This is a genomic window from Streptomyces sp. NPDC031225 (assembly GCF_055570355.1).
Map to the genome: position 1 here is coordinate 35,604 of NZ_JBVIHJ010000007.1, position 24,651 is coordinate 60,254.

23 protein-coding genes and 1 pseudogene are annotated in these 24,651 nt (G+C 70.6%); 13 read left to right on the plus strand and 11 right to left on the minus strand.

Annotated features, from left to right (window positions below; translation table 11 throughout):
- Positions 1-19: 19 nt before the first annotated feature.
- The gene (locus ACZ48Z_RS13795) at positions 20-331 is read left to right on the plus strand and encodes an SCO5918 family protein (RefSeq protein WP_468736039.1); all 312 of its coding nucleotides are present in this window, start codon (positions 20-22) and stop codon (positions 329-331) included.
- A 165-nt stretch (positions 332-496) separates the two neighbouring features.
- Here the strand turns inward: ACZ48Z_RS13795 and ACZ48Z_RS13800 are convergent, their stop codons facing one another.
- From ACZ48Z_RS13800 to ACZ48Z_RS13825, 6 genes are all read right to left on the minus strand, one after another.
- Positions 497-1,780, minus strand: coding sequence for an acyltransferase family protein (locus tag ACZ48Z_RS13800; protein WP_468736040.1), 1,284 nt, complete (start codon positions 1,778-1,780; stop codon positions 497-499).
- A complete protein-coding gene (locus ACZ48Z_RS13805; protein ID WP_468736041.1) occupies positions 1,777-2,913 on the minus strand; it encodes a glycoside hydrolase family 113 in 1,137 nt (378 codons plus the stop codon). The genes ACZ48Z_RS13800 and ACZ48Z_RS13805 overlap by 4 nt, the downstream gene beginning before the upstream one ends.
- Positions 2,914-2,916: 3 nt before the next feature.
- Complete coding sequence (locus ACZ48Z_RS13810) at positions 2,917-4,365, minus strand: glycosyltransferase family 2 protein (protein ID WP_468736042.1); 1,449 nt, start codon at positions 4,363-4,365, stop codon at positions 2,917-2,919.
- 146 nt (positions 4,366-4,511) lie between these two features.
- Positions 4,512-6,668: an RNA polymerase recycling motor ATPase HelR gene (helR, locus tag ACZ48Z_RS13815; protein ID WP_468736043.1), complete on the minus strand. Its 2,157-nt coding sequence runs from the start codon at positions 6,666-6,668 to the stop codon at positions 4,512-4,514.
- Positions 6,665-6,787, minus strand: coding sequence for a hypothetical protein (locus ACZ48Z_RS13820; RefSeq protein ID WP_468736044.1), 123 nt, complete (start codon positions 6,785-6,787; stop codon positions 6,665-6,667). The genes helR and ACZ48Z_RS13820 overlap by 4 nt, the downstream gene beginning before the upstream one ends.
- A 185-nt stretch (positions 6,788-6,972) precedes the next feature.
- Positions 6,973-7,623, minus strand: a complete 651-nt coding sequence (locus ACZ48Z_RS13825; RefSeq protein ID WP_468736045.1) for an FMN-dependent NADH-azoreductase — start codon at positions 7,621-7,623, stop codon at positions 6,973-6,975.
- Positions 7,624-7,728: 105 nt separating this feature from the next.
- Between ACZ48Z_RS13825 and ACZ48Z_RS13830 the strand changes: the two genes are divergently transcribed.
- From ACZ48Z_RS13830 to ACZ48Z_RS13855, 6 genes are all read left to right on the plus strand, one after another.
- Complete coding sequence (locus ACZ48Z_RS13830; RefSeq protein ID WP_468736046.1) at positions 7,729-8,097, plus strand: winged helix-turn-helix transcriptional regulator; 369 nt, start codon at positions 7,729-7,731, stop codon at positions 8,095-8,097.
- 179 nt (positions 8,098-8,276) lie between these two features.
- Positions 8,277-8,945, plus strand: coding sequence for a glycoside hydrolase family 11 protein (locus ACZ48Z_RS13835; protein ID WP_468736047.1), 669 nt, complete (start codon positions 8,277-8,279; stop codon positions 8,943-8,945).
- Positions 8,945-9,628 (plus strand): polysaccharide deacetylase family protein, encoded by a 684-nt coding sequence (locus ACZ48Z_RS13840; RefSeq protein ID WP_468736048.1) that lies wholly within the window; start codon positions 8,945-8,947, stop codon positions 9,626-9,628. The genes ACZ48Z_RS13835 and ACZ48Z_RS13840 overlap by 1 nt, the downstream gene beginning before the upstream one ends.
- A 259-nt stretch (positions 9,629-9,887) precedes the next feature.
- Positions 9,888-10,538 (plus strand): N-acetylmuramoyl-L-alanine amidase, encoded by a 651-nt coding sequence (locus tag ACZ48Z_RS13845; protein WP_468736049.1) that lies wholly within the window; start codon positions 9,888-9,890, stop codon positions 10,536-10,538.
- 115 nt (positions 10,539-10,653) lie between these two features.
- Positions 10,654-11,814: a DUF2235 domain-containing protein gene (locus tag ACZ48Z_RS13850; RefSeq protein ID WP_468736050.1), complete on the plus strand. Its 1,161-nt coding sequence runs from the start codon at positions 10,654-10,656 to the stop codon at positions 11,812-11,814.
- 81 nt (positions 11,815-11,895) lie between these two features.
- Complete coding sequence (locus ACZ48Z_RS13855; protein WP_468736051.1) at positions 11,896-12,012, plus strand: DUF397 domain-containing protein; 117 nt, start codon at positions 11,896-11,898, stop codon at positions 12,010-12,012.
- A 252-nt stretch (positions 12,013-12,264) separates the two neighbouring features.
- Here ACZ48Z_RS13855 and ACZ48Z_RS13860 read toward each other — a convergent pair.
- Positions 12,265-13,146: pseudogene (locus ACZ48Z_RS13860) on the minus strand (MFS transporter); the annotation flags it as partial.
- Between the two features lie 73 nt (positions 13,147-13,219).
- Here ACZ48Z_RS13860 and ACZ48Z_RS13865 point away from each other — a divergent pair.
- From ACZ48Z_RS13865 to ACZ48Z_RS13875, 3 genes are all read left to right on the plus strand, one after another.
- On the plus strand, positions 13,220-14,242 hold the full coding sequence (locus ACZ48Z_RS13865; protein ID WP_468736052.1) for an ArsR/SmtB family transcription factor: 1,023 nt from the start codon (positions 13,220-13,222) through the stop codon (positions 14,240-14,242).
- Complete coding sequence (locus ACZ48Z_RS13870; RefSeq protein ID WP_468736053.1) at positions 14,239-14,742, plus strand: glutathione peroxidase; 504 nt, start codon at positions 14,239-14,241, stop codon at positions 14,740-14,742. The genes ACZ48Z_RS13865 and ACZ48Z_RS13870 overlap by 4 nt, the downstream gene beginning before the upstream one ends.
- 68 nt (positions 14,743-14,810) lie before the next feature.
- Positions 14,811-15,680, plus strand: coding sequence for a MerR family transcriptional regulator (locus ACZ48Z_RS13875; RefSeq protein WP_468736054.1), 870 nt, complete (start codon positions 14,811-14,813; stop codon positions 15,678-15,680).
- 280 nt (positions 15,681-15,960) lie between these two features.
- Here the strand turns inward: ACZ48Z_RS13875 and ACZ48Z_RS13880 are convergent, their stop codons facing one another.
- The 3 genes from ACZ48Z_RS13880 to ACZ48Z_RS13890 form a co-directional block, all read right to left on the minus strand.
- Positions 15,961-16,152 (minus strand): DUF397 domain-containing protein, encoded by a 192-nt coding sequence (locus ACZ48Z_RS13880; RefSeq protein ID WP_468736055.1) that lies wholly within the window; start codon positions 16,150-16,152, stop codon positions 15,961-15,963.
- A 190-nt stretch (positions 16,153-16,342) separates the two neighbouring features.
- On the minus strand, positions 16,343-17,212 hold the full coding sequence (locus ACZ48Z_RS13885; RefSeq protein ID WP_328748166.1) for a helix-turn-helix domain-containing protein: 870 nt from the start codon (positions 17,210-17,212) through the stop codon (positions 16,343-16,345).
- A 359-nt stretch (positions 17,213-17,571) separates the two neighbouring features.
- Positions 17,572-18,327 carry a GOLPH3/VPS74 family protein gene (locus ACZ48Z_RS13890; protein ID WP_007382717.1) on the minus strand — a complete coding sequence of 252 codons (756 nt, stop codon included), beginning with the start codon at positions 18,325-18,327 and terminating at the stop codon, positions 17,572-17,574.
- Between the two features lie 249 nt (positions 18,328-18,576).
- On the opposite strand from ACZ48Z_RS13890, the gene ACZ48Z_RS13895 reads away from it, so the two are divergent.
- Together ACZ48Z_RS13895 and ACZ48Z_RS13900 are read left to right on the plus strand one after the other, a co-directional pair.
- Entirely contained in the window at positions 18,577-20,853 is a 2,277-nt protein-coding gene (locus ACZ48Z_RS13895) for a D-alanyl-D-alanine carboxypeptidase (RefSeq protein ID WP_468736056.1), read from the plus strand.
- A gap of 152 nt (positions 20,854-21,005) precedes the next feature.
- Entirely contained in the window at positions 21,006-22,856 is a 1,851-nt protein-coding gene (locus ACZ48Z_RS13900) for an MFS transporter (RefSeq protein ID WP_468736057.1), read from the plus strand.
- Positions 22,857-22,940: 84 nt separating this feature from the next.
- Here the strand turns inward: ACZ48Z_RS13900 and ACZ48Z_RS13905 are convergent, their stop codons facing one another.
- Positions 22,941-23,768, minus strand: a complete 828-nt coding sequence (locus ACZ48Z_RS13905; protein WP_468736058.1) for a hypothetical protein — start codon at positions 23,766-23,768, stop codon at positions 22,941-22,943.
- A gap of 79 nt (positions 23,769-23,847) precedes the next feature.
- On the opposite strand from ACZ48Z_RS13905, the gene ACZ48Z_RS13910 reads away from it, so the two are divergent.
- The gene (locus ACZ48Z_RS13910) at positions 23,848-24,636 is read left to right on the plus strand and encodes an SDR family oxidoreductase (RefSeq protein WP_468736059.1); all 789 of its coding nucleotides are present in this window, start codon (positions 23,848-23,850) and stop codon (positions 24,634-24,636) included.
- Positions 24,637-24,651 lie beyond the last annotated feature (15 nt).

The window sequence follows — 24,651 nt, forward strand, 5'->3', positions numbered from 1 at the left end:
CTTCTCCCTGTGAGGCATCATGCGCTTCGTCATCGCCCGCTTCCCCTTCGACCTCACCAAGTTCGGCGTCCTGGAATCGATGAAGGGCGTCAAGCCCGAGGAAGTCACCGGGGCGTCCGTGATCATCGGCCGTCGCACCTACCCCGCCAAGCAGGTCGGGCAGGTCATCACGCGTCAGGACCGCCGCGACTTCAGCGCCGCCGAGGTCCTCAGGGCCATGGCGCACCTCGGCTTCACCTGCCGCGACGTCTCACCGGCCGCCGCACCCACGCGCGCGCTCAGCCCTCTCCAAGAGGCCTCCGCGATGCTCGGGACCCCCACGGCCGTCTGACCGACGGACAGGCGCGAGGCGCCACCGCCGCCCTCGCCGTCGTCTTCGAAGCAGCACTGATGGTCCGACCGGAACGTTCCGGTCGGACCATCAGTGCGTACGGGGGCGTCTCGGCGTCCTGTGACGACCTGACGCACCCGACAACCCGTCCGCGGAACGCACAGGTCAGCGAGAGCGCCAGGAGCGGCCCGCCAGGCGTTCCACGAGCAGGTAGTGGACGAGCAGCGACAGGAACCAGGTCACCACACCCCCGACCAGGAACAGGGCGAGCGGGCTGAGGCCGGGCTGGCCCCGGCGCAGCAGCCAGTACACGGGGAGGTGCAGCAGGAAGAGGCTGTACGACATGCGGCCGACCTCGGTGAGCAGGTCGGTCGAGAGCAGTCGGGCCAGGGGGCCTCGGCCGGTGCAGACCACCGCCGTCAGCAGGGCCGCGGCCAGGGCGACCGCGACCACGTACCGGCTCTCGCCCGGTCCGCCGCCGCGGAGGACCGCCGAGACCGCCAGGGCCGCCGCCGCGGCGAGGCCGGTCACCGCCGTCAGTACGGCAGCCGGGCGGGACAGCGCGCGACCGCCGCGTTCGGCCAGGTGTACGAGGCAGGCGGCACCGGCGCCGGCCGGCAGGGCGAGTGCCCGCAGGTCGGTGACGACGCCGACGCCGGGCAGCATCCCGCGGGCCGCCGCGACCGTCGCCGCACCGGTGAGCAGTGCGACGGCCAGGCTCACGGCGGCGAGCCGGCGGCGGGCCAGGAGGCCGACGCACGCCAGCAGAAGGGACCACACGAGGACGGAACGCGCGGTGACGTCACCCAGCCACAGGGGAGCGAGCGGTGAGTCCGTCGTGGGGACCGTGCCCAGGGGGCTCCCCCGCAGCCAGTCGGCCCAGCCTCCGTGGCCGGGGAGGACCGACGCGGCCTGCCGGGTGAGGTCGCGGACGACACGTGGCGGGCCCAGCGCCCAGCAGACCGCGAAGGTCAGGGTGACCGACACCAGCAGGGCGGGGACCATGCGCTTGGTCCGGCGGGCCAGGAAGCCCAGGACGCCGGTCGTTCCGGTGGCCGTCGCCCTGCGGATCAGGGGCAGGGTGGTCAGGAAACCCGAGAGGACCAGCAGGACGTCGACGCCCGCGCCGGACCAGGAGATCCACCGTCCGCCGGCGCCGGTGTCGTAGAGCAGAACGGCCAGCACGGCCGCGCCCCGCAGGCCGTCCACGGCGGAGAACCGTCTTGCGCTCGCCTCGTCCGCAGAAGCCGGTGCCGGGTCCGGCGCGGGCTCGACAGGGCGGGCCGGGAGGCGAGGGGTGCCCACGAAGGGAACGGCACCGGCCGGTCCCGCGAACACGGCCGGGAACCCGCCGGGGCCGGCCGCCCGCTCCTCGGTCCGTACGGCACGGGTGTGCCCGTGCGTCTCGGCCGGGTTCGGCGGGCGGTGTGCGCAGTGCTCTTGGTTCATCTCGGCCAGGTCCGGAAGCAGGAGGTGATGACGGATTCGGCTGGGCGGCCGAGGAAGGAGGTGGGGGAGCCGGCCGGGGTGCCGGCCTCGGGGTCGGCGTGGAAGTCGAGGTTCCACCAGTACAGGCCGGCCATGTCGCGGTCCCGGGCGACCCGGCAGGCCGCTTCGAACCAGCGTTTCTGCACGGTGGGGTTGGGTTTCCCGCCCCCCTTCCACACGGCCGGGTGACGGTAGGCGCCGTCCTCGGCGATGATGCCGACCTCGCTCAGCACGATCCGGGGCAGTTTCCCGGTGCCCTTGCGGTCCAGCCAGCGCTGCCAGCCCGCGGCGATCTGCGCGACGGAGGCGTCGTCGCCGAGTCCGGCCAGGGGGAAGTAGGCGTCTATGCCCAGGTGGTCGACGGGGACGGGGACGTGGCGGGAGACGTAGTCGTCCCAGTTGGCGTCGTAGGACAGTTCACCGGGGAAGGACTTGTGCGCCGTGGCGGTCAGGGTGTGCCAGCGCGGGTCGTCCTCCAGCGATGTCAGTTCCACCCCGAGGACGAAGGTGCTCGCGTGGTGGCGGGCCGCGAGGGTGAGGTAGGGCGCGAGGAATGCCCCGTACGAGCGGAACCAGGCCGCCCTGTCGGTGGGGGCGAGTGAGCCGCGCCAGGCCAGGGGGTCCTTGGCGACCAGGTTCTTCTCGTCGAGCAGGGGGCGCACGGTGATGCGCAGTCCGGCCGCCCTCGCGGTGTCCAGGAGCATTCCCAGGTGCCGTACGGACGGTGTCCTGGCCGAGGCGGCGACCCGGTTCGAGGTGGGGCCGGTGGTCGCGAACGGGAAGGTGACCGAGATCGCGTTCATGTGCTTGCCGACCATGTAGTCCACCACGCGCAGGGCGTCGGTGCGCACGGACGCGTCGGTCTCGCCCGGGTAGGCGTACCAGAGGACCTGCGCGCCGAGTTGGGGGTCGCCGGGTTGCCAGGGGTGGGCGACCTTCGCGGGGGCCGGGGGCCGGCTCGCGGACGGGGACACCAGGGTTGCCGGGGACGCCGGGGTCGTCGCCGTCGGTGCCGCCGGGGAGACGCACGCGGCCGTCGACAGGAGAACGAGCAGGACGAGACCGTAGAGACGGGCACGGGTACGGGTACGCATTTCTCAGGCCGGTTTCGCTATGACGACGAACTGGTTCTCCACGCCCCGCAGGCAGCGCAGCAGTCCCCGGAAGGACCCGGCCGCCTCCCAGAGCGCGAAGAACGGCATCAGGGCGATCACCGCCATCGGCTCCCACCACAGGCGGCGGCCGTTGGCCGACACCGAGGCGTTGATCTTGAGGCCTTCCCAGTACATCCAGACCGCGTAGCCCATGGTCACCGCCCACAGGGGCAGGATCCACGGGGTGACGGGCGAGGTGTTGAGGTCGCCGAGCAGCGCGCCGACCGCGAGGACGACGCCGACGTGCTGGAAGGGCCCCATCACCCAGGTCGTCACGCTGTACATGAGCAGGGCGCGGGAACGGCGCGGCAGGCTGCGGTTGAAGGCCAGGCCCACCAGGCCCCAGGACCAGCGCTCGCGTTGCTTGAGGAAGTCCCGCATGGTGGCCGGGGACGCGCCGTAGCTGCGGCCGGAGAACCAGTCGCTGCGGCCCTTGTAGCGGCTGGCGAAGACCAGGGCGAGGTGGGCGTCCTCGCAGATGGAGTCCGGGCCGAAGTCCCAGCCGATGGTGGCCTCGATGGACGCGCGGAGCAGCAGGAGTTCGCCGTGCAGTCCGGCCAGCGGGGTGCCGCCGCCGGTGAGGACGGCGAAGCGGGCGATGTCGTCGGCGGGGCGGATCGCGTCGGCCAGCCAGGTCAGCCGGTTGACGGCGTTCTCGCGCGGATAGGTCAGCATGCCCTGGGCGAGGTGCTTGCCGTCGGGGCCCGCACGGCGTTGGGCGTTGATGAAACGGGCGACCTGTTCGGCGGTGTCGGGGCCGACACCGGTGTCGTCGTCCATGTGCAGCACCCATACGTCGTCCAGGGCCTCGCGCTCCGCGATGCGCAGCTCGTGGGCGTAGTGGTTGGCGCGGGCCTTGAAGCGGGTGCCGTTCGGGGTGCGGTAGGCCTTCGGCACGGTGACCACCCGCATCAGGGGGCTGCGCGCGGCCAGGGCGTCGATGCGGGCGGCGGCCTCGCAGCCCTCCTCCGTGAGGATGTCGATGCGCAGGTCGGGGAACCAGTGCGGCAGGAACGCGCAGTACGAGAGCACCGACCGTTCCAGTGCCGGGTAGGTGTCGTCGCGGCCGATGGTCGGGACGAGCACGACGAGCCGGTCGTGCAGCGCCGGTGCCGCGGAGGTCCAGCCGCGCTGGCGGGCGATACGGCGGCGGGTCAGCACGGCACCGGTGACGCCGACGAACGAGCTGACGACGGGCAGCGTCCACAGGACGGTGACCGCCCAGCCCATCAGCGTCACCCGGGGTGAGTACAGCGTGGCGGAGAAGGCGTAGGCGAGGGCCGCGGTGACCAGAAGGGACAGGAAGCCCGGTTTCCAGGCTGCCTGCCGCTTCACCATCCGGGCGGTGCGACGGGACGGGGAACCGTCCGTGACGGTTGCGGAGATGGCCATGATCACCCACTTGAGTACGCCAAAGGCCGACTTGTCACTCAGGGGTGGAAAGTGCCCGAAGTGCTAAGTGGAACCTTGCATGACGATTACACCTTTGGTGAAGATGATTCCGGTCACAGCGCCCTCGTGGCCGGGCCGGCCGCGCCTCAGGAGCTCGTGAGGATCACGAGTCGCTGGGTCGCCCTGGTCATCGCGACATAGCGGTCGACCGCGCCCTCGATGCCCGCGCCGAAGTTCTCCGGGTCGACGAGGACGACCAGGTCGAATTCGAGGCCCTTGGAGAGTTCCGGGGGGAGGGACCGGATGCGAGGGCTCGGCGAGGTGAAGGCGGGGGCTCCGATGACGCAGGCGATGCCGTCGGGGTGGGTGCTGAGCCAGGTGTCGAGGGTCGGGGTCAGGTCCGCGGTGGAGCCGTGGGTGACGGGGACGCCGGTGGAGCGGATGGAGGTGGGCACGTTGGCGTCCGGGAGGGCGGCGCGGATGACCGGCTCGGCCTCCTTCATGATCTCTTCCGGGGTGCGGTAGTTGACGCTCAGGGAGGCGAGGGTGACACGGTCGAGGCCGATCCGTTCGAGCCGTTCCTGCCAGGTCTCCGTGAAGCCGTGCCGGGCCTGGGCGCGGTCGCCGACGATGGTGAAGCTGCGGGACGGGCAGCGCAGCAGCAGCATCTGCCACTCCGCGTCGGTCAGTTCCTGTGCCTCGTCGACGACGACGTGCGCGAACGGACCGGCGAGCAGGTCGGGGTCGGCGGTGTGCAGGGTGTTCTCGTCGACCAGTGCCTGGTGGAAGTCCTCGCCGCGCAGCATAGACACCAGGCCCATGCCGTACTCGTCGTCGGCGACCGAGCTCAGGCTCTCGACGACCGTGGCCATCTGCTCGCGTTGGGCGGCCACGGAGGCCTCGTGCCGGCGCTTGCGCAGCGAGGCTCCCGGGTCGCCGAGCCGCTGCCGTGCCGCGTCCAGGAGCGGCAGGTCGGACACGGTCCACGCCTGGCCGTCGGCGCGTTGGAGTTTCGTCACGTCGTCGCGGTCGAGCCAGGGAGCGCACATCCGCAGATAGGCGGGGACCGTCCACAGGTCGGAGACGAGGTCGGCGGCTTCGAGCAGCGGCCAGGCGCGGTTGAACGCGGCGAGCAACTCCCTGTTCTGCCGAAGCGACTTGCGCAGCAGGTTCTCCGGGGCGTCGCCGTCGTGCCTGTCCACCAGGATGGTGAGCAGCGCCTGCCAGACCTGGTCGCGGGCGTCGTTGTGCGGGGCGCCTTCCGCCGCGTCGAAGGCGTCGGCCCAGTCGCCGGCGCTCAGCGGGATGTCGGACCAGTGGGTCGTGACGGTCATGCCCTCGGTGGGCGGTTCCTCGTAGAACCCGACGGCCTTCTCGATGGCCCGCACCAGGTCGGCGGACGACTTCAGTCGGGCCACCTCCGGGTCGCTCTCGACTCCGGCCGTGGCTCCCTCGGCCACGAAGTCCCGCAGTACGCAGGTCTGTACGCCCTCCTCGCCCAGGCTGGGCAGGACGTCGGAGACGTAGGCGAGGTAGGGCCGGTGCGGGCCGACGAAGAGCACGCCGCCTCGGCGGTGACCGAGGCGCGGGTCGGAGTGCAGGAGGTAGGCGGAGCGGTGCAGGGCGACGACGGTCTTGCCGGTGCCCGGGCCGCCGTCGACGACGAGCGCGCCGCGCGATCCGGCGCGGATGATGGCGTCCTGGTCGGCCTGGATGGTGCCGAGGACGTCCCGCATCCGTTCCGAACGGTCGCTGCCCAGACCGGCGATGAAGGCGGACTGGTCGTCGAGTGAGGCGTGGTGTCCGGCGAACCCGTCCGGGGCGAACACCTCGTCCCAGTAGTCGCCGACGCGGCCGGCGGTCCAGCGGTACCTGCGGCGGCTCGCCAGTCCCATCGGGTTGGCGTGGGTGGCGCCGAAGAACGGCTCGGCCACCGGGGAACGCCAGTCGACCAGCAGCCGGCGGCCGGTGCTGTCGGTGAGGCCGAGCCGTCCGACGTACACCGGCTCGGGGTCGTCCGCGCCGACCATGTGCCCGAGACACAGGTCCAGGCCGAAGCGGCGCAGGGTGCGCAGGCGGGCGCTGAGCCGGTGGATCTCCGTGTCCCGGTCCATCGCCTCCTGGCCGATGCCGCCGGGCGCCCTGCGGGTGGCGTCGAGGGTCCCGGACAGTTCGGCGATCGTCTGCTCCAGGCATTCCGCGATGGCCGCGAAGTGCCGCTCGTCGCCGGCGATCAGCGTCGGGTCGGCCTTGGCGGCGAGCCGGTCGGGGAGGGCGAACACGCTCGTGGGAAGGGGGTTCACGGCAGCAGCTCCGATGCGGGGTCGGCGGTGACGATGTCGACCGGCGCCTTCACGGCCACCAGGGCGCGCACCGGCGCCCCGACCGGCAGTGAACCGTACACGGACAGAACAACATGCATGTATCAAATACCCCATTTACGGCAGCTTCTGGCCTCGGCCGGTAATTCTGCGCCCGGACGGGGGCCTTGCCGCAAGTCCCCCCGTGCGCTATAGGTTGAGAGTGGCAAGGAGTGGGGCGACCTCCTTGCCTTTCTCTTTGTCCGGCGACTTGCCCGGCGACCTCTGCGACCCCTGCGCCCCCGGCTCAGGCGGCGAGGCGCTCGGCGAGCACCTTCGCCTTGACCTCCGCGTCCTGGAGGGCCTGCGCGCGGGAGGCCTCGAACAGCGGGACGAACTCGGCGAGGGCCGGGTTGTGCGGGGCCATGGTCATCTCGGGGACGATGAAGTCGACTTCGAGCGCGAGAGCGCCTCCGAGGAGCGCCTTCAGGTAGGTCTGGACGAACTCGTCGGACTCGCGCGGGGTGCCGGGGGCGTAGGAGCCGCCGCGGCTGGCGACGACGGTGACCGGGGTGCCCTTGGCGGAGGGGTTCTCGCCGCCGGTGCGACCGAAGAGGACCACGTTGTCCAGCCAGGCCTTGAGGGTCGAGGGGATCGTGTAGTTGTACATCGGGGCGCCGATGAGGATCGCGTCCGCGCCCTCCAGTTCCTCGATGAGCTCCAGGCGGGCGGCGAAGGCCGCGGCCTGCTCGGGGGTGTGGGTGGCCGGGTCGGCGAAGCCGGCGGTGTGGGCGTCGGCGCTGATGTGCGGGACGGGGTCCGTGGCCAGGTCGCGGTATATCACCGTGCCGGCCGGGTGCTGGTCCTGCCACGCCTTGCGGAAGGCGTCCGTCACGGCGCGGGAGGCGGAGGCGCCGTCGGGCATGACCGAGGAGTCGATGTGCAGCAAGGTGGCCATGAGGTTCTCCATCGCGGTAATGAGCTAAGGATCGGTACCTAGCTATATCTAGCACAGGTACTTACTTTTTTTCACTACCGTACGGCACAAAGGTACCCTGCACTCATGACGGCCGAGCAGATCCACGACCGGGAACCGTGCAAGCGGGTCGACGATGGCATCACCCGCGTCTTCGGGCTGCTCGGTAAGCGCTGGAACGGCCCGATCCTCGCCGTGCTCATGGAGCGGCCGACCTACTTCTCCGAGCTGCGGCGGGCCATCCCCGGCCTCAGCGAGCGCATGCTCGCCGACCGGCTAGTCGAGCTCGGCGCGGCCGGGCTCGTGCTTCGCGAGGTGGACGAGGGTCCCCCGCTGCGGGTCTCCTACCGGCTGACCGCGGCGGGTGCCGCACTGGAGCCCGCCCTCAGGGAGCTCGCCGCCTGGGCGAGGGACCATCTGCCGGACGCGTCTCCGTGCCGGAACGAGGATCGCTAGCGTCCGGATCTCCGGAAGGTCTTCGAAACATTCGGAGTCTGGTTCGGATTTTCGATCTTCCATCCCCGCGATCTTCCGAAAGATTTCGCAGGTTTCCTCAGGTGAGAGGGCTGCCGAAGCATTCGAAACATCTGCCGAAACTGTTGACGCTTGACAGGGGCAGACCAAAACTGTGAAACATGACTGACACACCCGCACACCCCACGCGTCGCGGCGTCTGCGCGCTGCTGTTGGCCGGCGGAGCCACTCTGGCCCTGCCCGGCACCGCCGAAGCGGCCACGGTCATCACCACCAACCAGACCGGGACCAACAACGGCTACTACTACTCGTTCTGGACCGACAGCCAGGGCACGGTCTCCATGACCCTGAACTCCGGCGGCAACTACAGCACTTCATGGCGCAACACCGGCAACTTCGTGGCCGGCAAGGGCTGGAGCAACGGCTCACGCAGGACCGTGAGCTACTCGGGCAGCTTCAACCCGTCCGGCAACGCCTACCTGGCCCTCTACGGCTGGACGTCCAGCCCGCTGGTCGAGTACTACGTCGTCGACAACTGGGGCACCTACCGGCCCACGGGCACGTACAAGGGGACGGTCACCAGCGACGGCGGGACCTACGACATCTACCAGACCACCCGCTACAACGCCCCCTCCGTGGAGGGCACCAAGACCTTCAACCAGTACTGGAGCGTCCGGCAGTCGAAGCGGACCGGCGGCACCATCACCACCGGCAACCACTTCGACGCCTGGGCCCGGGCCGGCATGCCGATGGGCAGCTTCAAGTACTACATGATCCTCGCGACCGAGGGTTACCAGAGCAGCGGCAGCTCGAACATCACGGTGACGTGATGAGGGCCCGGGCGCACTTCCCGCTCCTGGCCGCCGCCGCGCTGGCCGCCGCCGGCACCCTCACCGTCCCCGTCGCCGCGCAGGCCGCCCCCGCGCAGGCCGCCGCCTGCTCCGGATACGTCGGACTCACCTTCGACGACGGCCCCGGAAGCGGCACCACCACCCTGCTCAACTCCCTGAAGCAGTACGGCCTCAGGGCCACCATGTTCAACACGGGCCAGAACGCCGCCGCCAACCCGGCCCTGGTCAGGGCTCAGGTCAGCGCCGGCATGTGGGTCGGCAACCACAGCTACACCCACCCGCATCTGACCCAGCAGAGCCAGGCCACGATCGACTCGGAGATCTCCCGCACCCAGCAGGCGATCGCCAACGCGGGCGGCGGTACGCCGAGGCTGTTCCGGCCGCCGTACGGCGAGACCAACGCGACCGTGAAGGCCGTCGAGGCCAAGTACGGGCTGACCGAGGTCCTCTGGCAGGTCGATTCGCAGGACTGGAACAACGCCAGTACCGACGCGATCGTCGCGGCGGCCGGCCGGCTCACGAACGGCCAGGTCATCCTCATGCACGACTGGCCGACCAACACCCGCGCGGCGATCCCTCGGATCGCCCAGACCCTGGCGGCCAAGGGCCTGTGCGCCGGCATGATCTCGCCCCAGACCGGGCGAGCCGTGGCTCCGGGCTGACGCCGATCCCGACCACTCAGCCACTCAGCCACGGGAGCAGCACCGGACAGCACGACAGCAATCCGGTGCCGGTGCGGCGGTCGTACCCATCGGCCGCCGTGCCGGGCACCTCGCGCGGCGCCGCGAGGATCGCCGACCCGTTCGGCTGTAAAAGCCGCGATTCCCCCCACAGGGCACATAGCTGCCGTAATCATGAGCGGCTAGCCCTGACCCATACCCGGCGCGTCCTCCGCGCGCCGCCCCGGAGGGAACCGCAGCGATGGCCACTCCCCTGTCCGCCGCGAAGATGCTCGCCGCACTGAAGGCCGAGGGCCTCACCGTGCACGAGCACACCGGCTGGAAGACCCACAACCGTGAGGCGGCGACCGGGAAGTCCTTCGGTCCCGTCATCGGGGTGCTGATCCACCACACCGGCGGGCACGGCGACAAGGAACTCTGCTTCAAGGGCAGATCCGATCTGCCGGGACCGCTGTGCCACGCGTGGCTGGGCAAGACCGCCGGGCTGTGGATGATCGGCAACGGCCGTACCAACCACGCGGGTCACGCCGACATCGACGTCCTGAACGCGATCCGCGCGGAGAAGCCCCTCCCCCACGACGACCTGGCCACGGCCGACGGCAACGACTGCCTCTACGGGCTGGAGATCGAGAACCTCGGCAAGGGCGAGGACCCCTACCCGGACGCGCAGTACCGGCAGGCCGTGCTGTGGGCGGCGGCGATCTGCCGGGCCCACGGCTGGAGCGAGAGGTCCGTGGCCGGGCACAAGGAGGTGCAGCCCGGGAAGATCGACCCGAGCTTCGACATGGACGACTTCCGCGCCGACGTGAAGAGGCAACTGGCCGCCGGCCCCGGCAAGACGGTGCCGACGAGCCGACGCCGCGTCCGAACGGAAAGCCCCGCGTCTGCGTGACCGGGCTCCGCGAGAAGCCGGGGCCGTCATGTGATTCGCGCCCGGGGTGTATCTGCCGGGCGGTTCCGGGCTCTTCTCCACAGGGGTCGGGGGACTTCCCAGGAGGTGGGATGCCATGGCGAAACGCCTGGTGGTCTGCTGCGACGGAACATGGAACGCGGCGAACCAGAAATATCGGACCAATGTGTCGAAGGTGGCGCGTGCGGTACTCCCCGCCTCCGCCGACGGCACGGAACAGCGGGTCGGCTACCTGAACGGCGTCGGGACCAAGTGGACCGAGAAGCTGCCGGGTGGCGCGTTCGGGTGGGGCCTGTCGGAGAAGGTGCGGGAGGCCTACTGCTTCCTCGTCGAGAACTTCGAGCCAGGGGACGAGTTGTTCCTCTTCGGGTTCAGCCGGGGCGCCTACACCGTGCGCAGTCTGGCGGGGCTGGTGCGCAACTCCGGGATCCTGCGGCTGGAGCACGAGAACCGGCTGGCGCAGGCGTGGGACCTGTACCGGGACCGGGGCAAGAAGCCGGCCGAGCAGGTGTCCAAGGACTTCCGGAGGGACTACTCCCACGAGACGAAGATCCGCTTCATCGGCGTCTGGGACACGGTCGGCGCCCTCGGCATCCCGATCCCGGGACCCCATGTGCTGTGGCCGCTGGTCAAGTGGGTCAACAGCCACTGGGCCTTCCACGACACCGAGTTGAGCAGCTGGGTCGAGGGTGCGTTCCACGCGGTCGCGGTCGACGAGGAGCGGCAGGCGTTCCAGCCGGCCCTGTGGCATCAGCAGCCCGGTGTCGGTCCGGAGGAACAGGAACTGAGCCAGGTCTGGTTCAGCGGGGTGCACTGTGACATCGGGGGCGGTTACCAGGACACCGCCCTGTCCGACCTCAGCCTGCTGTGGACGGTCGACAAGGCCGTCAGGTTCGGTCTGGCCCTCGACACCGCCGCCCTCGGCACGGGCCCCTTGCGGCCCCTGGGCGAGATCCACGACTCCTTCAACGGCTTGTTCCGTCTGGCCCCACGCCTGAACCGACCCATCGGCCAGGCCCGGGCCACGAAGGACGGTCCCCTCGACGGCCACGAGTGCGTCGCCGAGACCGCCCGGCTCCGCTACAGGACACCGCCGGACCCTGGCTATGACCCGCCCGGGCTGAAGAACTATCTGAACGCGACGGGCAAGGTCTGCATCGCACCGGTTCCCGGACCGCCCGCTCCCCCACCGCCCACCACGCCGCTGCTGATGGTGCGGCCTTCCGTGCCCGAGCCTCCGGCCCGGCAGCCTTCGTGACACCGGCGTGTTCACCCGTACAGATTCCCTGTACGGGTGAACACGGGTGAACGTACGCCCCTATGTGGGGAGTTCATCGGCATGAGCACCACCTCACCCCGCACCGTCCACATCCGCGACTCCAAGAACTCCGGCGGCCCCGCGCTCACCGTCGCCCCCGGCACCTGGACGGCGTTCCTCACGCTGGCCCAGCGCTGAGAGCGTCAGGGTCACGGCGATCGACAGGGCCGCCATCAGCGTCATCGCCGTTGCCGGTGAGGTGAGTTGGGCCAGGGTGCCCGCGAGGACCGCGCCGATGCCCTGGAGGGCGACCATGCCGGTGGTGTGCAACCCGAGGGCCTGACCGGCGAGTTCGTCGGGCGTGAGGGACATCAGGCGTTCCTGGAGGACCAGGGACGCGGCGAAGCCCACGGAGGCCACCGCGGCGGCCAGAAGTGACAGCGCCACCCCCGGCCGCAGGACGAAGAACAGGTACGGCACCGCCAGCAGCAACCGCAGCGGGGTCGCGAGGCGGGGGCGCAGCGCGGGCGGTACCAGGCGGCCCACCGCCATGTCACCCACGAACATGCCCAGCGCCCCGCACGCGTACATCGTGCCGGCGGCCGAGGGGGCGTAGGAGACGTAGAGCGAATCGCTGCCGACGATCAGGCCGTTGGGGACCCACAGGCCCAGGTATGCCAGGCGGCGAGGGCGGGAGGACCACAGGAGGGCGTTGGTGCGCCAGGTCGCCGCGACGGAGGGGCGGCCGGCGGAGCGCGGCGGGCGAGCCGTGAGGCCGAGGCGGGTGACGAGGGCCGAGAGCAGGTAGAACGCCGTCGTGAGGAGCAGGCAGGCGCGCGGGGACAGCAGCGTCAGCAGGGCGCCGCCCGTCGCGAAGCCGGTGATCTGGATCAGACCCCAGAGCATGTTGAAGACCGAACGGCCAAGGACATAGCCGTCCTTGGGGAGGATCTCGTTCATCAGGCCGCCGCGCACTCCCCCGCCCAGTGACGCGACCAGGCCCTGCAGGAGCAGGATCACGAAGATCCCCCAGATCGGCAGACCCGGCACCGCCAGCACCGCCGTACCCGCCGCGAAGGCGAGGGAGATGACGGTCAGGATCGCGCGCGGCGGCAGCCGGTCGGCGGCCGAGAGCAGGAACGCGCCTCCCAGTAACTGCGCCAGCTGCGGCCCGAACATGCTCACCGCCGACAGCAGCGGGGAGTCGGTGGCCCGGTAGACCAGTGTGCCGAGGGCCAGGCCGCCGATGGTCTGGGCGGCGGCGTAGGCGGCGAAGGAGAGCAGGAAGGGGCTGTACTCCGGGGTCCGGAGGAGGGTGCGGTAGCTGCGCATGCGGGGGAGTCTCGGAGCGGTCGGCGGCTGACGGTTAGTGTTTCGCGCGGTCGCGAAACCACGGGGGGCTTTGATGGGCTGGTGGCAGGTCGACGCGGACACGCTCGTCCGCAGCCGGTTCTTGGTCTGCCCGTTCACCGAGACCTTCGCGACCCTGCGGCTGCTGAACACCGGCACCGGCGCCCACCCCGGCGAGGACGCCTGGCTCCGCGCGCACCTTCCCGGCTATCGCGCCCGCCTCGCGGCCGACCCGGTGACCGCGCTGCTGGTGCGCTCCGCGATGGGCACGTCGTGGATCGCCGACTTCCTCGCCCCCCTGCCGCCGGAGGGGGCACCCCTGGAGGAGACGCTGGCCCGGATCCGGGCCAGCGATCCGGCTGAGGCCCGCGCGAACGTCCAGGTCTCCCTCCGCGGTCCGCTCCCCGCGATCCTGGACCGCGACGACCTCCCCGAGCGGGCGGCCGCGCTCCTCTCCTACGTCTGGACGCGGACCGTACGGCCGTACTGGGACCGTCGGCGGCGGATCCTGGAGGCGGACGTGGTCGCCCGGACCGCACAGGTGAGCCGGGGCGGCTGGGCGGCCGTCATCGACTCCCTGCTGCCGGGCCAGACCCGCTGGCTCGGCGACAACCGGCTCCAGGTGAACCGGCGCGATCGCCCGCCCCGCGACATCCGCGGCGCCGAACTCGTCTTCGTCCCCGTCACCCACGGACGCGGCTGGGCGACCTGGGAGGAGCCGGGACGGTACGCCCTCGTCTACGGCTGCGCGGGCGCCCTCGCCGACCCGGGTGCCCGGAGCGTGCCCGCGAGCCTGGGCACCCTGCTCGGCACCGGGCGGGCCAGGGTGCTCGTCCTGCTCGACTCCCCTCTGAGCACCAGCCAGCTCGTCGCCGTGACCGGGCAGGGGCTCGGGTCGGTGGGACGGCATCTGCGGGTGCTGCTGGACGCGGGCCTCGTGGAGCGGCGGCGGGCCGGGCGGTCGGTGCTGTACGTGCGGACGGCGGCCGGGGAGGTGCTGGTGGAGGCGTCCGGGGCGGGGAAGGCGGGAGCGGGGAATCCGCGGGGTGCACGGGGCGGAGTTAGCATCCGCTCATGACTACAGATGCCCCTTCCTCTCCTCTCGACGTCGAGATCGACGCCCTGACCGGCGGTTCCGCGGACCTCGCCCAGTACGCCGGCAAGGCGGTCCTCATCGTCAACGTCGCCTCCAAGTGCGGTCTGACCCCGCAGTACAACGGACTGGAGAAGCTCCAGGAGCGGTACGCCGAGCGGGGCTTCACCGTGCTCGGCGTGCCCTGCAACCAGTTCCTCGGGCAGGAGCCCGGCAACGCCGAGGAGATCGCCGAGTTCTGCTCGGCGACGTACGGCGTGACCTTCCCGCTGACCGAGAAGGTCGAGGTGAACGGCGAGGGCCGGCACGCGCTGTACGAGCGGCTCGTCGGGGTCGAGGATGCCGAGGGGCACGGTGGCGACATCCGCTGGAACTTCGAGAAGTTCCTCATCGGCCGGGACGGGACGGTCGTGGCCCGGTTCTCGCCGCAGACCGAGCCGGAGTCGGACACCATCGTCACCGCCGTGGAGAGCGCGCTCGGCTGAGCCCTGTGTTGACCTTGCCCCTGGGGCAGGGTCGAGCGTCTGCGTCACCGGGCGGAAGGACCCGTCCGGTGACGGAGGATGCCGAGGTGGACGAGAAAGAGCTGCTGACGATCGGCGCGTTCGCCGCACGCTGCCGGCTTTCCGCCAAGGCGCTGCGGCTGTACGACCGGCTCGGGCTGCTGTGCCCCGCGTATGTCGACGTGGCCAGCGGATACCGCTACTACCGCGCCGGGCAGGCCGAACAGGCCCGCCTCGTGGCCATGTTGCGCCACCTCGACATGCCGCTCGCGCGGATCGCCGAGGTCGTGGAGGCGGGCGGCGCCGAGGGCGCCGAACTGCTCACCGCGTACTGGGCGGACGTGGAGGACCGGCTGGCCCGGCAGCGGACACTCGCCGAGTACCTCCGTGGACGGCTGTCGGGGAGGAGCTCCGAGATGTACGGAAAGTTCGTGGTCGAGACGGTGGACGTACCCGAACAAGTGGTGATCACCGAGACCCGGCACACGCTGGCCGATGAGCTGCCCGCCTGGATCGGCGCCTCGCTGGAGCGGCTGGAGCGGGCGGCCCGGGAGTGCGGAGGGGTCCCGGCGGCGCCGTACGTCGTCTACCACTCCGAGGTGTCGATGGAGAGCGACGGCCCCGCCGAGTCCTGTGTGCCGGTCGCGGACGAGGCGGCGGCGCGGGCGTGGGCCGGGCGGCGGGGGCGGGCCTGGGAGACGGCGGTGCGGGTGGAGCCCGCGCGGCGGCTGGCGTACACCCGGGTCTCCAAGGCGCAGGTGGCGCATCCGCAGATCATGGCCGCGTTCGAGGCGGTGGAGGAGTGGATCGCGGCGCAGGGGCTCACGCAGGCGGGGCCGTGCCGGGAGGTGTACTTCGCGGACTGGGAGGCCGCGGGGCCGGAGGACCCGGTGTGTGACGTGGCGTTTCCGGTGAGGTGATGCGGCCCCGCGCCCCTTGAGCAGGTCCAGGTGTACCCACCCGGGGGGGGGCGCGGGTCGGCATCGATATGCGGCTCCGCCGCGTGGGCGGGACCAGCCACAACCCACCCGCATCCGACACACGGCCCCCGGCCGAAACGCCGCAGGCCATGGCCGAGCCCCCTCGGCAAGGACGGCGATCTGGTCGAGAGGGCTCTGTGGTCGTGCTTGTGCAGTTGTCGCGAGCAGTTGTCGTGTGCAGTTATGGGTGAACGGGACGGGGATCAGGCCGATCCGCCCCTCACACCTTGACCGAGGACACGAAGGCACTCCACGCCTCGGCGGGGAAGGCCAGCTTGGGGCCCTCGGGGATCTTGGTGTCGCCGAGTTCGAGTGCTTCCTCTTCGGTCGACCTCACCATCAGGCACGCCCCGTTGGCGTTGGTGTAGGTAGAGGTCGTCCATGAGTCCAGGTCGCCCAGACGAATTGCCATATTCGCTCCGTAGCCAGATGCGCAGTGTTCGGATTCCGCCAACCTTTACTGATCGTTGGCGTGATCGACGCTACTCGCAGGCCTCATCTTTCGGAGCAGTCATTCACTCTTCTGGCGGCATATTCCAAGGGACTCTTCCAAATGGACGTGGCCGGGGTGTACTATCCGGCCCGCCCTGTCAGGAAGAAGCTCAACGGGCGTACTCCCGGGCGTACTCCTTGGCGAGGTCCTCGATCAGCTGACGCGACTGGTCGACGTTGAGCGCCTGCGCCCTCAAGTGCTCGTACATCACTGTGTACTTCTGCACGTCGTGCGCCTTCTCCAGGTACAGGTCGCTGGTGACACCCTCGATGTAGACGACGCTGGAGTCCGCCGCGTCCGAGAACTCCAGGATGGAGTACTGGCCGCTGAGCCCGGGATGCGCGCCGACGTCGAACGGCAGTACCTGCACGGTGATATGGGGCTGCTGGGACATCTCGACGAGGTACTCCAGCTGCTCGCGCATGATCTGCCGGCCGCCGACGACCCGGCGCAGGGACGCCTCGTCCAGGACCACCCACAGCCGCAGCGGGTCCTGTTCGGCGGCGACCCGGCTCTGCCTGCGCAGCCGCACCTCGACGCGCTTGTCGTTCTCCGTCTCCGTCGCCTCGGGCGCGCCGCCGCGCACGATGGCCTCGGCGTACGGCCGGGTCTGCAACAGGCCGGTGATGATCTGGGGTTCGTACACGCGCAGCGACTCGGCGTCGGTCTCCAGACCGATGTAGACGCTGTACGGAATGTCCCCGAACGCGTGCCACCAGCCCTGCTGCCGCGAGTCCTTGGCCATTTGCATGAGGGATTCGACGATGCGCTGGTCCTCGACCTCGTACACGCCGCACAGGTCGCGGACATCACGCTGGCTGATGCTGCGCCGGCCGTTCTCCAGCCGGCTGATCTTCGACTGCGACACCAGCAGGCGTTCGGCGACCTCCTCGGCCGTCATGCCCTTGAGCTCACGGAGCCTGCGCAGCTCCTGGCCCAGCCGGCGTCGCCTCACGGTGGGATTGACATTGGACGCCACGGGACGTGCACCTCCGGCTGCGTGCCTCGTTCTTGACTTTGCGTATCTGCTGTTGAGCAGACTGCCACCAAGGTGCTTATTACCGCTGGGAAACCGCGTATATGCGCTGCGTGCACGTCAGTTGAGGACAACCTGGCGGCAGGGCCCGGACATGCGGCCGCGCGGGACGTCGGAACCCGACGACGTCCGATGTACGGACGTACGGTTCCGTCGCCCCGCGCGGACCAGCGGCTCCCGAACCGGTCCTGGGGACTGGAGGTGCGGCGCTGAGTGGTGCGGGTCGTGCGGTGGTGCGGGTCGTGCGGTGGTGCGGGTCGTGCGGTGGTGCTGTCCGACGGTGCGTGCCGTGGAACTGCGGCTCAGTGAGCCACGGCGCGCGCCATCGGTCCTCGGCGCGGTTGCATCGGGACGCCGCGAGCGGGTTCCGGTGCGGGCCTGGCTCCCGGGGCGGCCTGACGGCCGGCGGGTGCCGGGCTGCGGCGCGGCTGCGCCGCCACGCCGTTCTGGACGTCCATCACCGCGTGCGCGACGAGACCGCCCATCGGGTCGTGCCTGATGAGGTCCCGCAGCCGGGAGCGCGAGGATCGTCCCTCGTTGCCCGGATACAGGTGCTTGCCGAGGCCGACCGCGTGTGCCAGGGCGGCGAGCGCCGCGGTCCGCGGGTCCGGCGGTACGCCGGTGCGGATCGCCGAGTCCAGTCGGGCCTTGATCTCCCGGCTGATCTCGTTGTCCGTCGCCTGGTAGCGAGTCGTCGGCAGCACTCCGCACATCTGACCCGCCACGGCATGCACCATGCCGCACCGCTCCAGATGCGAGAGGTAGGTCTGACGGAGCCCCAGTCGTGGCCCGCCGATCCAGTTCACTGCCCGCACGGGAGCGCCACGCCTTCGCAGCAACTCCAACGCGCAGTCCAAAGTCGGATCTCCAGTCGGCCGTGGGGCTACCACGGCGATACGATCCCCGTCTGGGGCTATCCGTCCGGCCAGCGCCAGCTCCACTAGCTGTGCTCCGGCCAGTCCGAGGTCGAGCGACTGCGGCTGTGCGGTGGTACCCGTGGTCGGGTCCAACGCCAGCAGTAGAAGCTCTTCCGGAAGCGTTCTGCGGCTCCTGCCCATCCATGCCTCCCCGCGTGGATGAAAGACAGGGTGACCCCTCTCACATTGGTCTGTCGAGGGTGCGTGACCTGTTTGTAGTGGAACCAGTAGGTATGTCGTTCTCGTCTACCGCTTGGGACAAGGCCACACACAGGACACTGGTACATGGTTCGGACAGCGTGGTGTGGCGGTTGCCCGGGCGGCGATTCAACGGTTCGGCGGACGCACGGTGACGGATACCCATCACGTGCGGCACAAGAGGAGGCATCGGTGGCGGGCGAGTCCCCCGACAGGTCGAAGCAGCACAAGTCGTCGGGAGAACCGACGTCGGGGAGCGCGAGTCCGGTTCCCGAGGCGAGGAGCGCGACTCCCGACCCCCGGCTGGCGGTGGCGAAGGAGTCCATCTCCCTCGGAGGCATCGACACCGCCACGAGGATCTTCTCGGTACGGGAACTCCCGAAGACCCCCGAGACCCCCGAGGAGGCCCCCGAGGGCCCCACAGAGGCCGCGGCGGAGGGTTCGGGCACAGGGAGCCCCGAAAGCGGCGCTCCGGCCCCGGAGGAGGCCCCTGAGCCCTCCGAGGACCCCGGCGAGCGAGACGCGCGCCTCCGAGACGCGGTGGCGGCGTGGGTCTCGACGGGGGACACCCCCGAGGACACGGACGCCCCCGCGCCAAGCGAGAACGACTCGACACCGGAGCCGGAGCCGGAGCCGGACGCGGAGACCGACAGCGAGCCGGACACCGCGGCGGAGCCCGAGACCGAGCCGGACGCCGACGCGGACACCGCGGCGGACGCGGACCCGGACCCGGCAGCCGACCCCGCCGACACGGACGCAGAAGACGCAGTCCCTGCCGACACCGACAAGCCGGACTCCCCAGGGGCGCGGGGAACTGCGCAACCAGCCCCCACCGAGCCGCAGCAAACCGACGACCCCGCCGACAAGGGCGAGACCTCCAAGGCCGACGAGGACGGCAAGGCCGACGCGACCGACGACGATCAGTCGCCCGTCGATCAGCCCACCGCCGTCTTCAAGGCCCCCCGGCCCCCCGTGGACCAACCCACCACCACGCTGAAGGTCGGCAAGGCGGCGGCGCCCCCCGGGCAGCCGGCCGACCAGCCGACCGAGGCCGAGCGGACGAGCAAGTTCGTCGCACTGAAGCCGCTGGACGAAACCCGCGAACCCCGCGAACCCCGGCCGAGGGCGGACGTGACCGCCGTAGTCCCCCAGGTCGGTCCGGAGCGGACCACGCAGCAGCCGCTGCCGCCGAGGCCCCCGCTCGACCTGCTGGCCGAACTGACCAACACCCCGCCGCCCCCGCCCAGCCCCCTGCGCACCGTCGCGCGCCGGCTGAAGATCTGGACGCCTCTCGTCCTGCTGCTCGTGGTCGTGTTCGCAGTCGTGCAGAATCTGCGCGCGCTGCCCGCCCCCACGCTCCAGCTCACCGGCGAGCAGACGTACACCTTCGAGGGCGGCAAGGTCGACATCCCCTGGCCCGCCGAGGGACAGGCCGCGCTGGACGTGCAGGGCGTCGGCACGTTCGGCTCGTCCGGTGGCCAGAAGCCCGTGCCGATCGCCAGTGTCGCGAAGGTGATGACCGCGTACATCATCCTGCGCGACCACCCGCTCAAGAGCGGCGCCGACGGCCCGAAGATCAAGATCGATCAGCTGGCCCAGGACCAGGTCACGGCCAAGGACGAGTCCACCGTCCCCGTGACCGCGGGCGACAGCATCACCCAGCGCGAGGCACTCACGGACATCCTGATCGCGTCCGCGAACAACGTCGCGCGACTGCTCGCCCGCTGGGACTCCGGGTCCGAGAAGGCGTTCGTCACCAAGATGAACGCCACCGCCAAGGACCTCGGCATGACCAACACCACGTACACCGACCCGTCGGGCCTGAACAACACGACGGTGAGCACGGCCGTGGACCAGGTGAAGCTGGCCAGGACGGCGATGGAGCTGCCCGCCTTCCGCGAGGTCGCAGCCGTGATGTCGTACTACGACTACAAGAACAACAAGCACAACAACTTCAACCGCCTGGTGGGCTACAACAACGTCGTCGGCATCAAGACCGGCACCACCACCTCCGCTCTCGGCAACCTCGTCTTCGCGGCGAAGAAGGACGTGAACGGCGAGACCCACCGGATCGTCGGAGCCGTGGTGCGGCAGCCCGCGGGCGGTGACGACAACACGATCCTCGCGGGCGCCCTGTACGCGGGCAAACAGCTCGTCCTGGCGGCGCAGGGCGCGCTGGAGTCCGCGAAGATCCTCAAGAAGGGCGACGTCGTCGGGTACGTGGACGACGGGCTAGGCGGTCACACCCCCGTCGTGCTCACCAAGGACGTCACCGCCGTCGGCTGGCCCGGCCTGAAGGTGAAGCTGTCCTTCGCCGCCGACGACGTGCCGCACACCGCGCAGGCCGGCACCAAGGTCGGCACGCTGACCGTCGGTGACGGCGACGGCGGTGCCGTCGAGGTCCCGGTCACCCTCCAGAAGGATCTGGCCGAACCGGGCTTCACCGACAAGCTGACCCGCGTCGGCTGACCGGAAACGGGACGGACGCACCGCGCGGCCCGTCGGCCGGACCCCGTCGGGGTTCGGGCCGGCGGGCCGCGTGCTAGCGTCACGAACCGGGGCAGGTGCCGCTGGGACGCGGCCGGGACATGAAGACGGGACACCACGGGGAGTGCCTTCAGGTGGCCACTGCGGAGCCGACACGCGCCGACGACACCGACCCTGGGCCGGGTACCGGGCCGCGAATACGCGTGCCCGCGGAATCTGAGACCGGGAACGGCGGGCCCCTCCGGGGCAGGGAGCGGGCCAGGGCCGCCCTCCTCGCGCTGCGCGAGCGCATGCTGCGCCATCCGGTGGTCTCCCTCACCGTGCTCTCCGGCATCCTCCACATCGTCTGGTTCTTCACGTTCGCGAACAGCGGCGGCGACCTGGCGGCGCAGGACGCGTGGGCCGAGTTCGTCGGCCGGCACCCCGACTCCGCGTACAACCTCGCCTGGTACGGCGGCATGCACCCGGTGTCGTACAGCATCGTCTCGCCGTATCTGATGTCGGTCCTCGGCGTCCGTACGACGATGATGCTCGCCGGGACCGTCTCGGCCGGGCTGCTGACGCTGATCCTCATCCGCAGCCGGTCGGTGCGGAACCCGCTGTGGGCCTCGCTGGCGGGCGTGTACGCCTTCCTGTGCAACGCGGCCTCGGGCCGGGTGACCTTCGGCCTCGGCACCATGTTCGCGCTCGGCGCGGTCGCCGTCGTCTTCTGCTGGCCGCACCGCCTGCGCTACAAACGCTGGGCCAAGGCGGCCTGCGCGGCCCCGCTCGCCGCCCTGGCGACCATGGCGTCCCCGGTGGCCGGTCTGTTCGTGGGCCTGGTGGCGGTCGCCCTCTTCCTGCAGAAGAGGCGGCCGGGCGCCTGGGCGCTGGGCATCGCGCCCACCGCCGTGGTGGCCCTGTCCGCCTGGCTCTTCCCCTTCTCCGGCACCCAGCCGATGAAGATCGCCTCGGTGCTGCTGCCGCTGGCGTACGGCCTCCTCGTGTACTTCCTCTCGCCGCGCGAGTGGACGACGGTCCGGATCACGGCCGGGGTGTACAGCCTCTCGGTCGTCCTGGTCTGGCTGGTGAGCTCCCAGATCGGCTCCAACATCTCGCGGCTGCCGATGCTGTTCGCGGGGGTGGCCCTGGTGGCCGCGCTGCCCTTCACGGTGCCGCGCTCCCGCATGTGGTACGCCGTCGTCGTCTCCTTCCTCGGTTTCGCCACCTGGGTCGGCTTCAAGTCCGTCGACGACGTCGTCCACACGACGCCCACGGCGTCCTGGGCCCGCGAGCTGGCCCCCCTCGTCAACGAACTCCAGGGCGTCGGCGCCGAGAAGGGCCGCGTCGAGGTCGTACCGGCCGCCTCCCACCGTGAGGCGTCCGCGCTCGCGCCGTACGTCAACCTCGCCCGGGGCTGGAACCGGCAGGCCGACATGGAGCGCAACCCCCTCTTCTACGACGACACCCTCAACTCCGCGAACTACCACGAGTGGCTGCAGCGGTGGGCCGTGCACTTCGTGGTCGTGCCGAAGGACGAGCCCGACGGGGACGGGGGTGAGCGGGAGCGGGAGCTGGTCCAGCGCGGGATGCCGTATCTGAAGCAGATCTGGGGCGACGCGAACTGGCAGCTGTTCCAGGTGACCGACCCGGCGCCGCTCGCCTCGCCGAACACGGTCGTCGACCGGGCCGCGCAGGGCGAGATGACCATGCGGGTGAAGAAGGCGGGCCGGATCGTCATCCGGATCCCGTACTCGCCGTGGCTGTCGATCGTCGACGCGGACGGCAAGAAGCTGCAGGCTCCGCAGGAGACGGAGGCGTCGAAGAACCGGGCCGACGGGGAGCCGAAGGCGTTCGCCAACGTCAACGGGTGTCTGCTGGAGACGCCGGAGGACGCGGACGGGGACAAGTGGACGATGCTGATCGCGCCGAAGGCGGGGACGTATCGGTTGGCTGCGCCGTACACGGTGCCGCGCGGGACGCCTTGTCCTGATGAGTTGAAGTAGTTTCGCGGCTGCCGGCCGGTGGGGGCTGATCGCGCCCACGCGGCGGAGCCGCATATCGACACAGCCCCGCGCCCCTGAAGGCGGTCAGCGCAGCTGGTCCACGTATTTGTCCGTGCCCGGGATTGTCGGAATGAAAGGCGCCAGCAGCTCCACCCGACCCATCGGTGGTTCCTCCGGGTTCGTGAAGTTCTGCTCCCAGCACTCCCTCGGGTCCGTCTCCAGGAACCACAGGAGGGTGAGGCGGGTGTCGACGCCCTCGACCTGCTTCACGTAGGTCATCCGGTCGCCGGGGAGAGGCGTGGGGCTGAAGACGGTCACCATCGCCGCCGGGGAGCCGGCCAGCCTCTTCGGGAGGTGCCGGGAGACCAGCCACTCCAGCAACTCCCCCCGCTTTTCGGGTGATTCGGCGTCGATCACCTCCAGCACCAGGCCCGCGTACGGGTGGTCCAGGGCGTGGAAGTCCCTCGGGCCCGCCGCGCCGTCCCGGTAGACCGTGGCCTCGTGCTCCTGGAACGCCGTGAAGACGTGGGTGCGGTCGCGGTAGACGCGGCCGTCACGGTTGAGGCGCTTGTTGATGGCCACCGTCCACTTCATGTGGTCGTCGTAGCGGCCGTCGGTGACCCAGTACGTGGAGAGGTAGCAGCCGGAGGTGGTGGGCTGCGCGACCGCCGACTTCTCGGGGCCGCGCAGGAGTTGGAGGTCCCGGGTGGCCACCCAGCGGCGACCGGCGTACATCCAGGGCATGGCCATCGCGCCCGCGTAGTAGTGATCGTCCTCGTACCAGCGGTTGTAGGCGTACTCGTGACCCGGGTGCGGTTCGACCATGGTGATCAGCGCGTGGCCGGGGCGCACTCCGTAGGGTCCTGCGGCGGCCAGTTCGGCGTACGTCTCGCTGTGGGTCTCCTCGGACATGCCCTTCCCCTTCCTAGGCGCCTCGCCCATACTCTGACGCCCCGTCAGATAATGCGCCAGAGTCAGGGAGGCCGCCGGTATGTCACTCCTCTCCGGAAAGACCGTCGTGGTGTCGGGAGTCGGCGCCGGGCTCGGCCATCAGGTCGCCGCCGCCGTCGTACGGGACGGCGGGAACGCGGTGCTGGGCGCCCGGACCGAGGCGAACCTCGCCAAGAGCGCCGCCGAGATCGACCCGGACGGGGCGCACACGGCGTACCGGTCGACCGACATCACCGACGAGCGGCAGTGCGCCGAGCTCGCGGAGCTGGCGGTGGAGCGGTTCGGGCGGCTGGACGCGGTCGTCCATGTGGCGGCGTGGGACAGCTACTTCGGCGGCCTTGAGGACGCGGACTTCACGACCTGGCAGTCGGTCATCGACGTGAACCTGCTGGGATCGCTGCGGATGACCCGGGCCTGTCTGGCGGGACTGCGGGCGGCGGGCGGCGGTTCGGTCGTGTTCGTCGGGACGCAGTCGTCCGTCGCCGCCCCCACGCAGGTGCGGCAGGCCGCGTACGCCGCCTCGAAGGGGGCGCTGACCAGCGCGATGTACTCGCTCGCGCGGGAGCTCGGGCCGTACCGGATCCGGGTCAACACCGTGCTGCCGGGCTGGATGTGGGGGCCGCCGGTACAGGCGTACGTGCAGTTCACGGCGCACACGGAGGGCGTGCCGGAGGACGAGGTGCTGAAGCGGCTCACCGAGCGGATGGCACTGCCCGACCTCGCGACCGACGGGGACGTGGCGGACGCGACGGTGTTCCTGGCCTCGGACCGGGCGCGGGCGATCACCGGACAATCCTTGCTGGTCAACGCCGGGGAGCTGATGCGGTGAGTTCATATAGGTGAA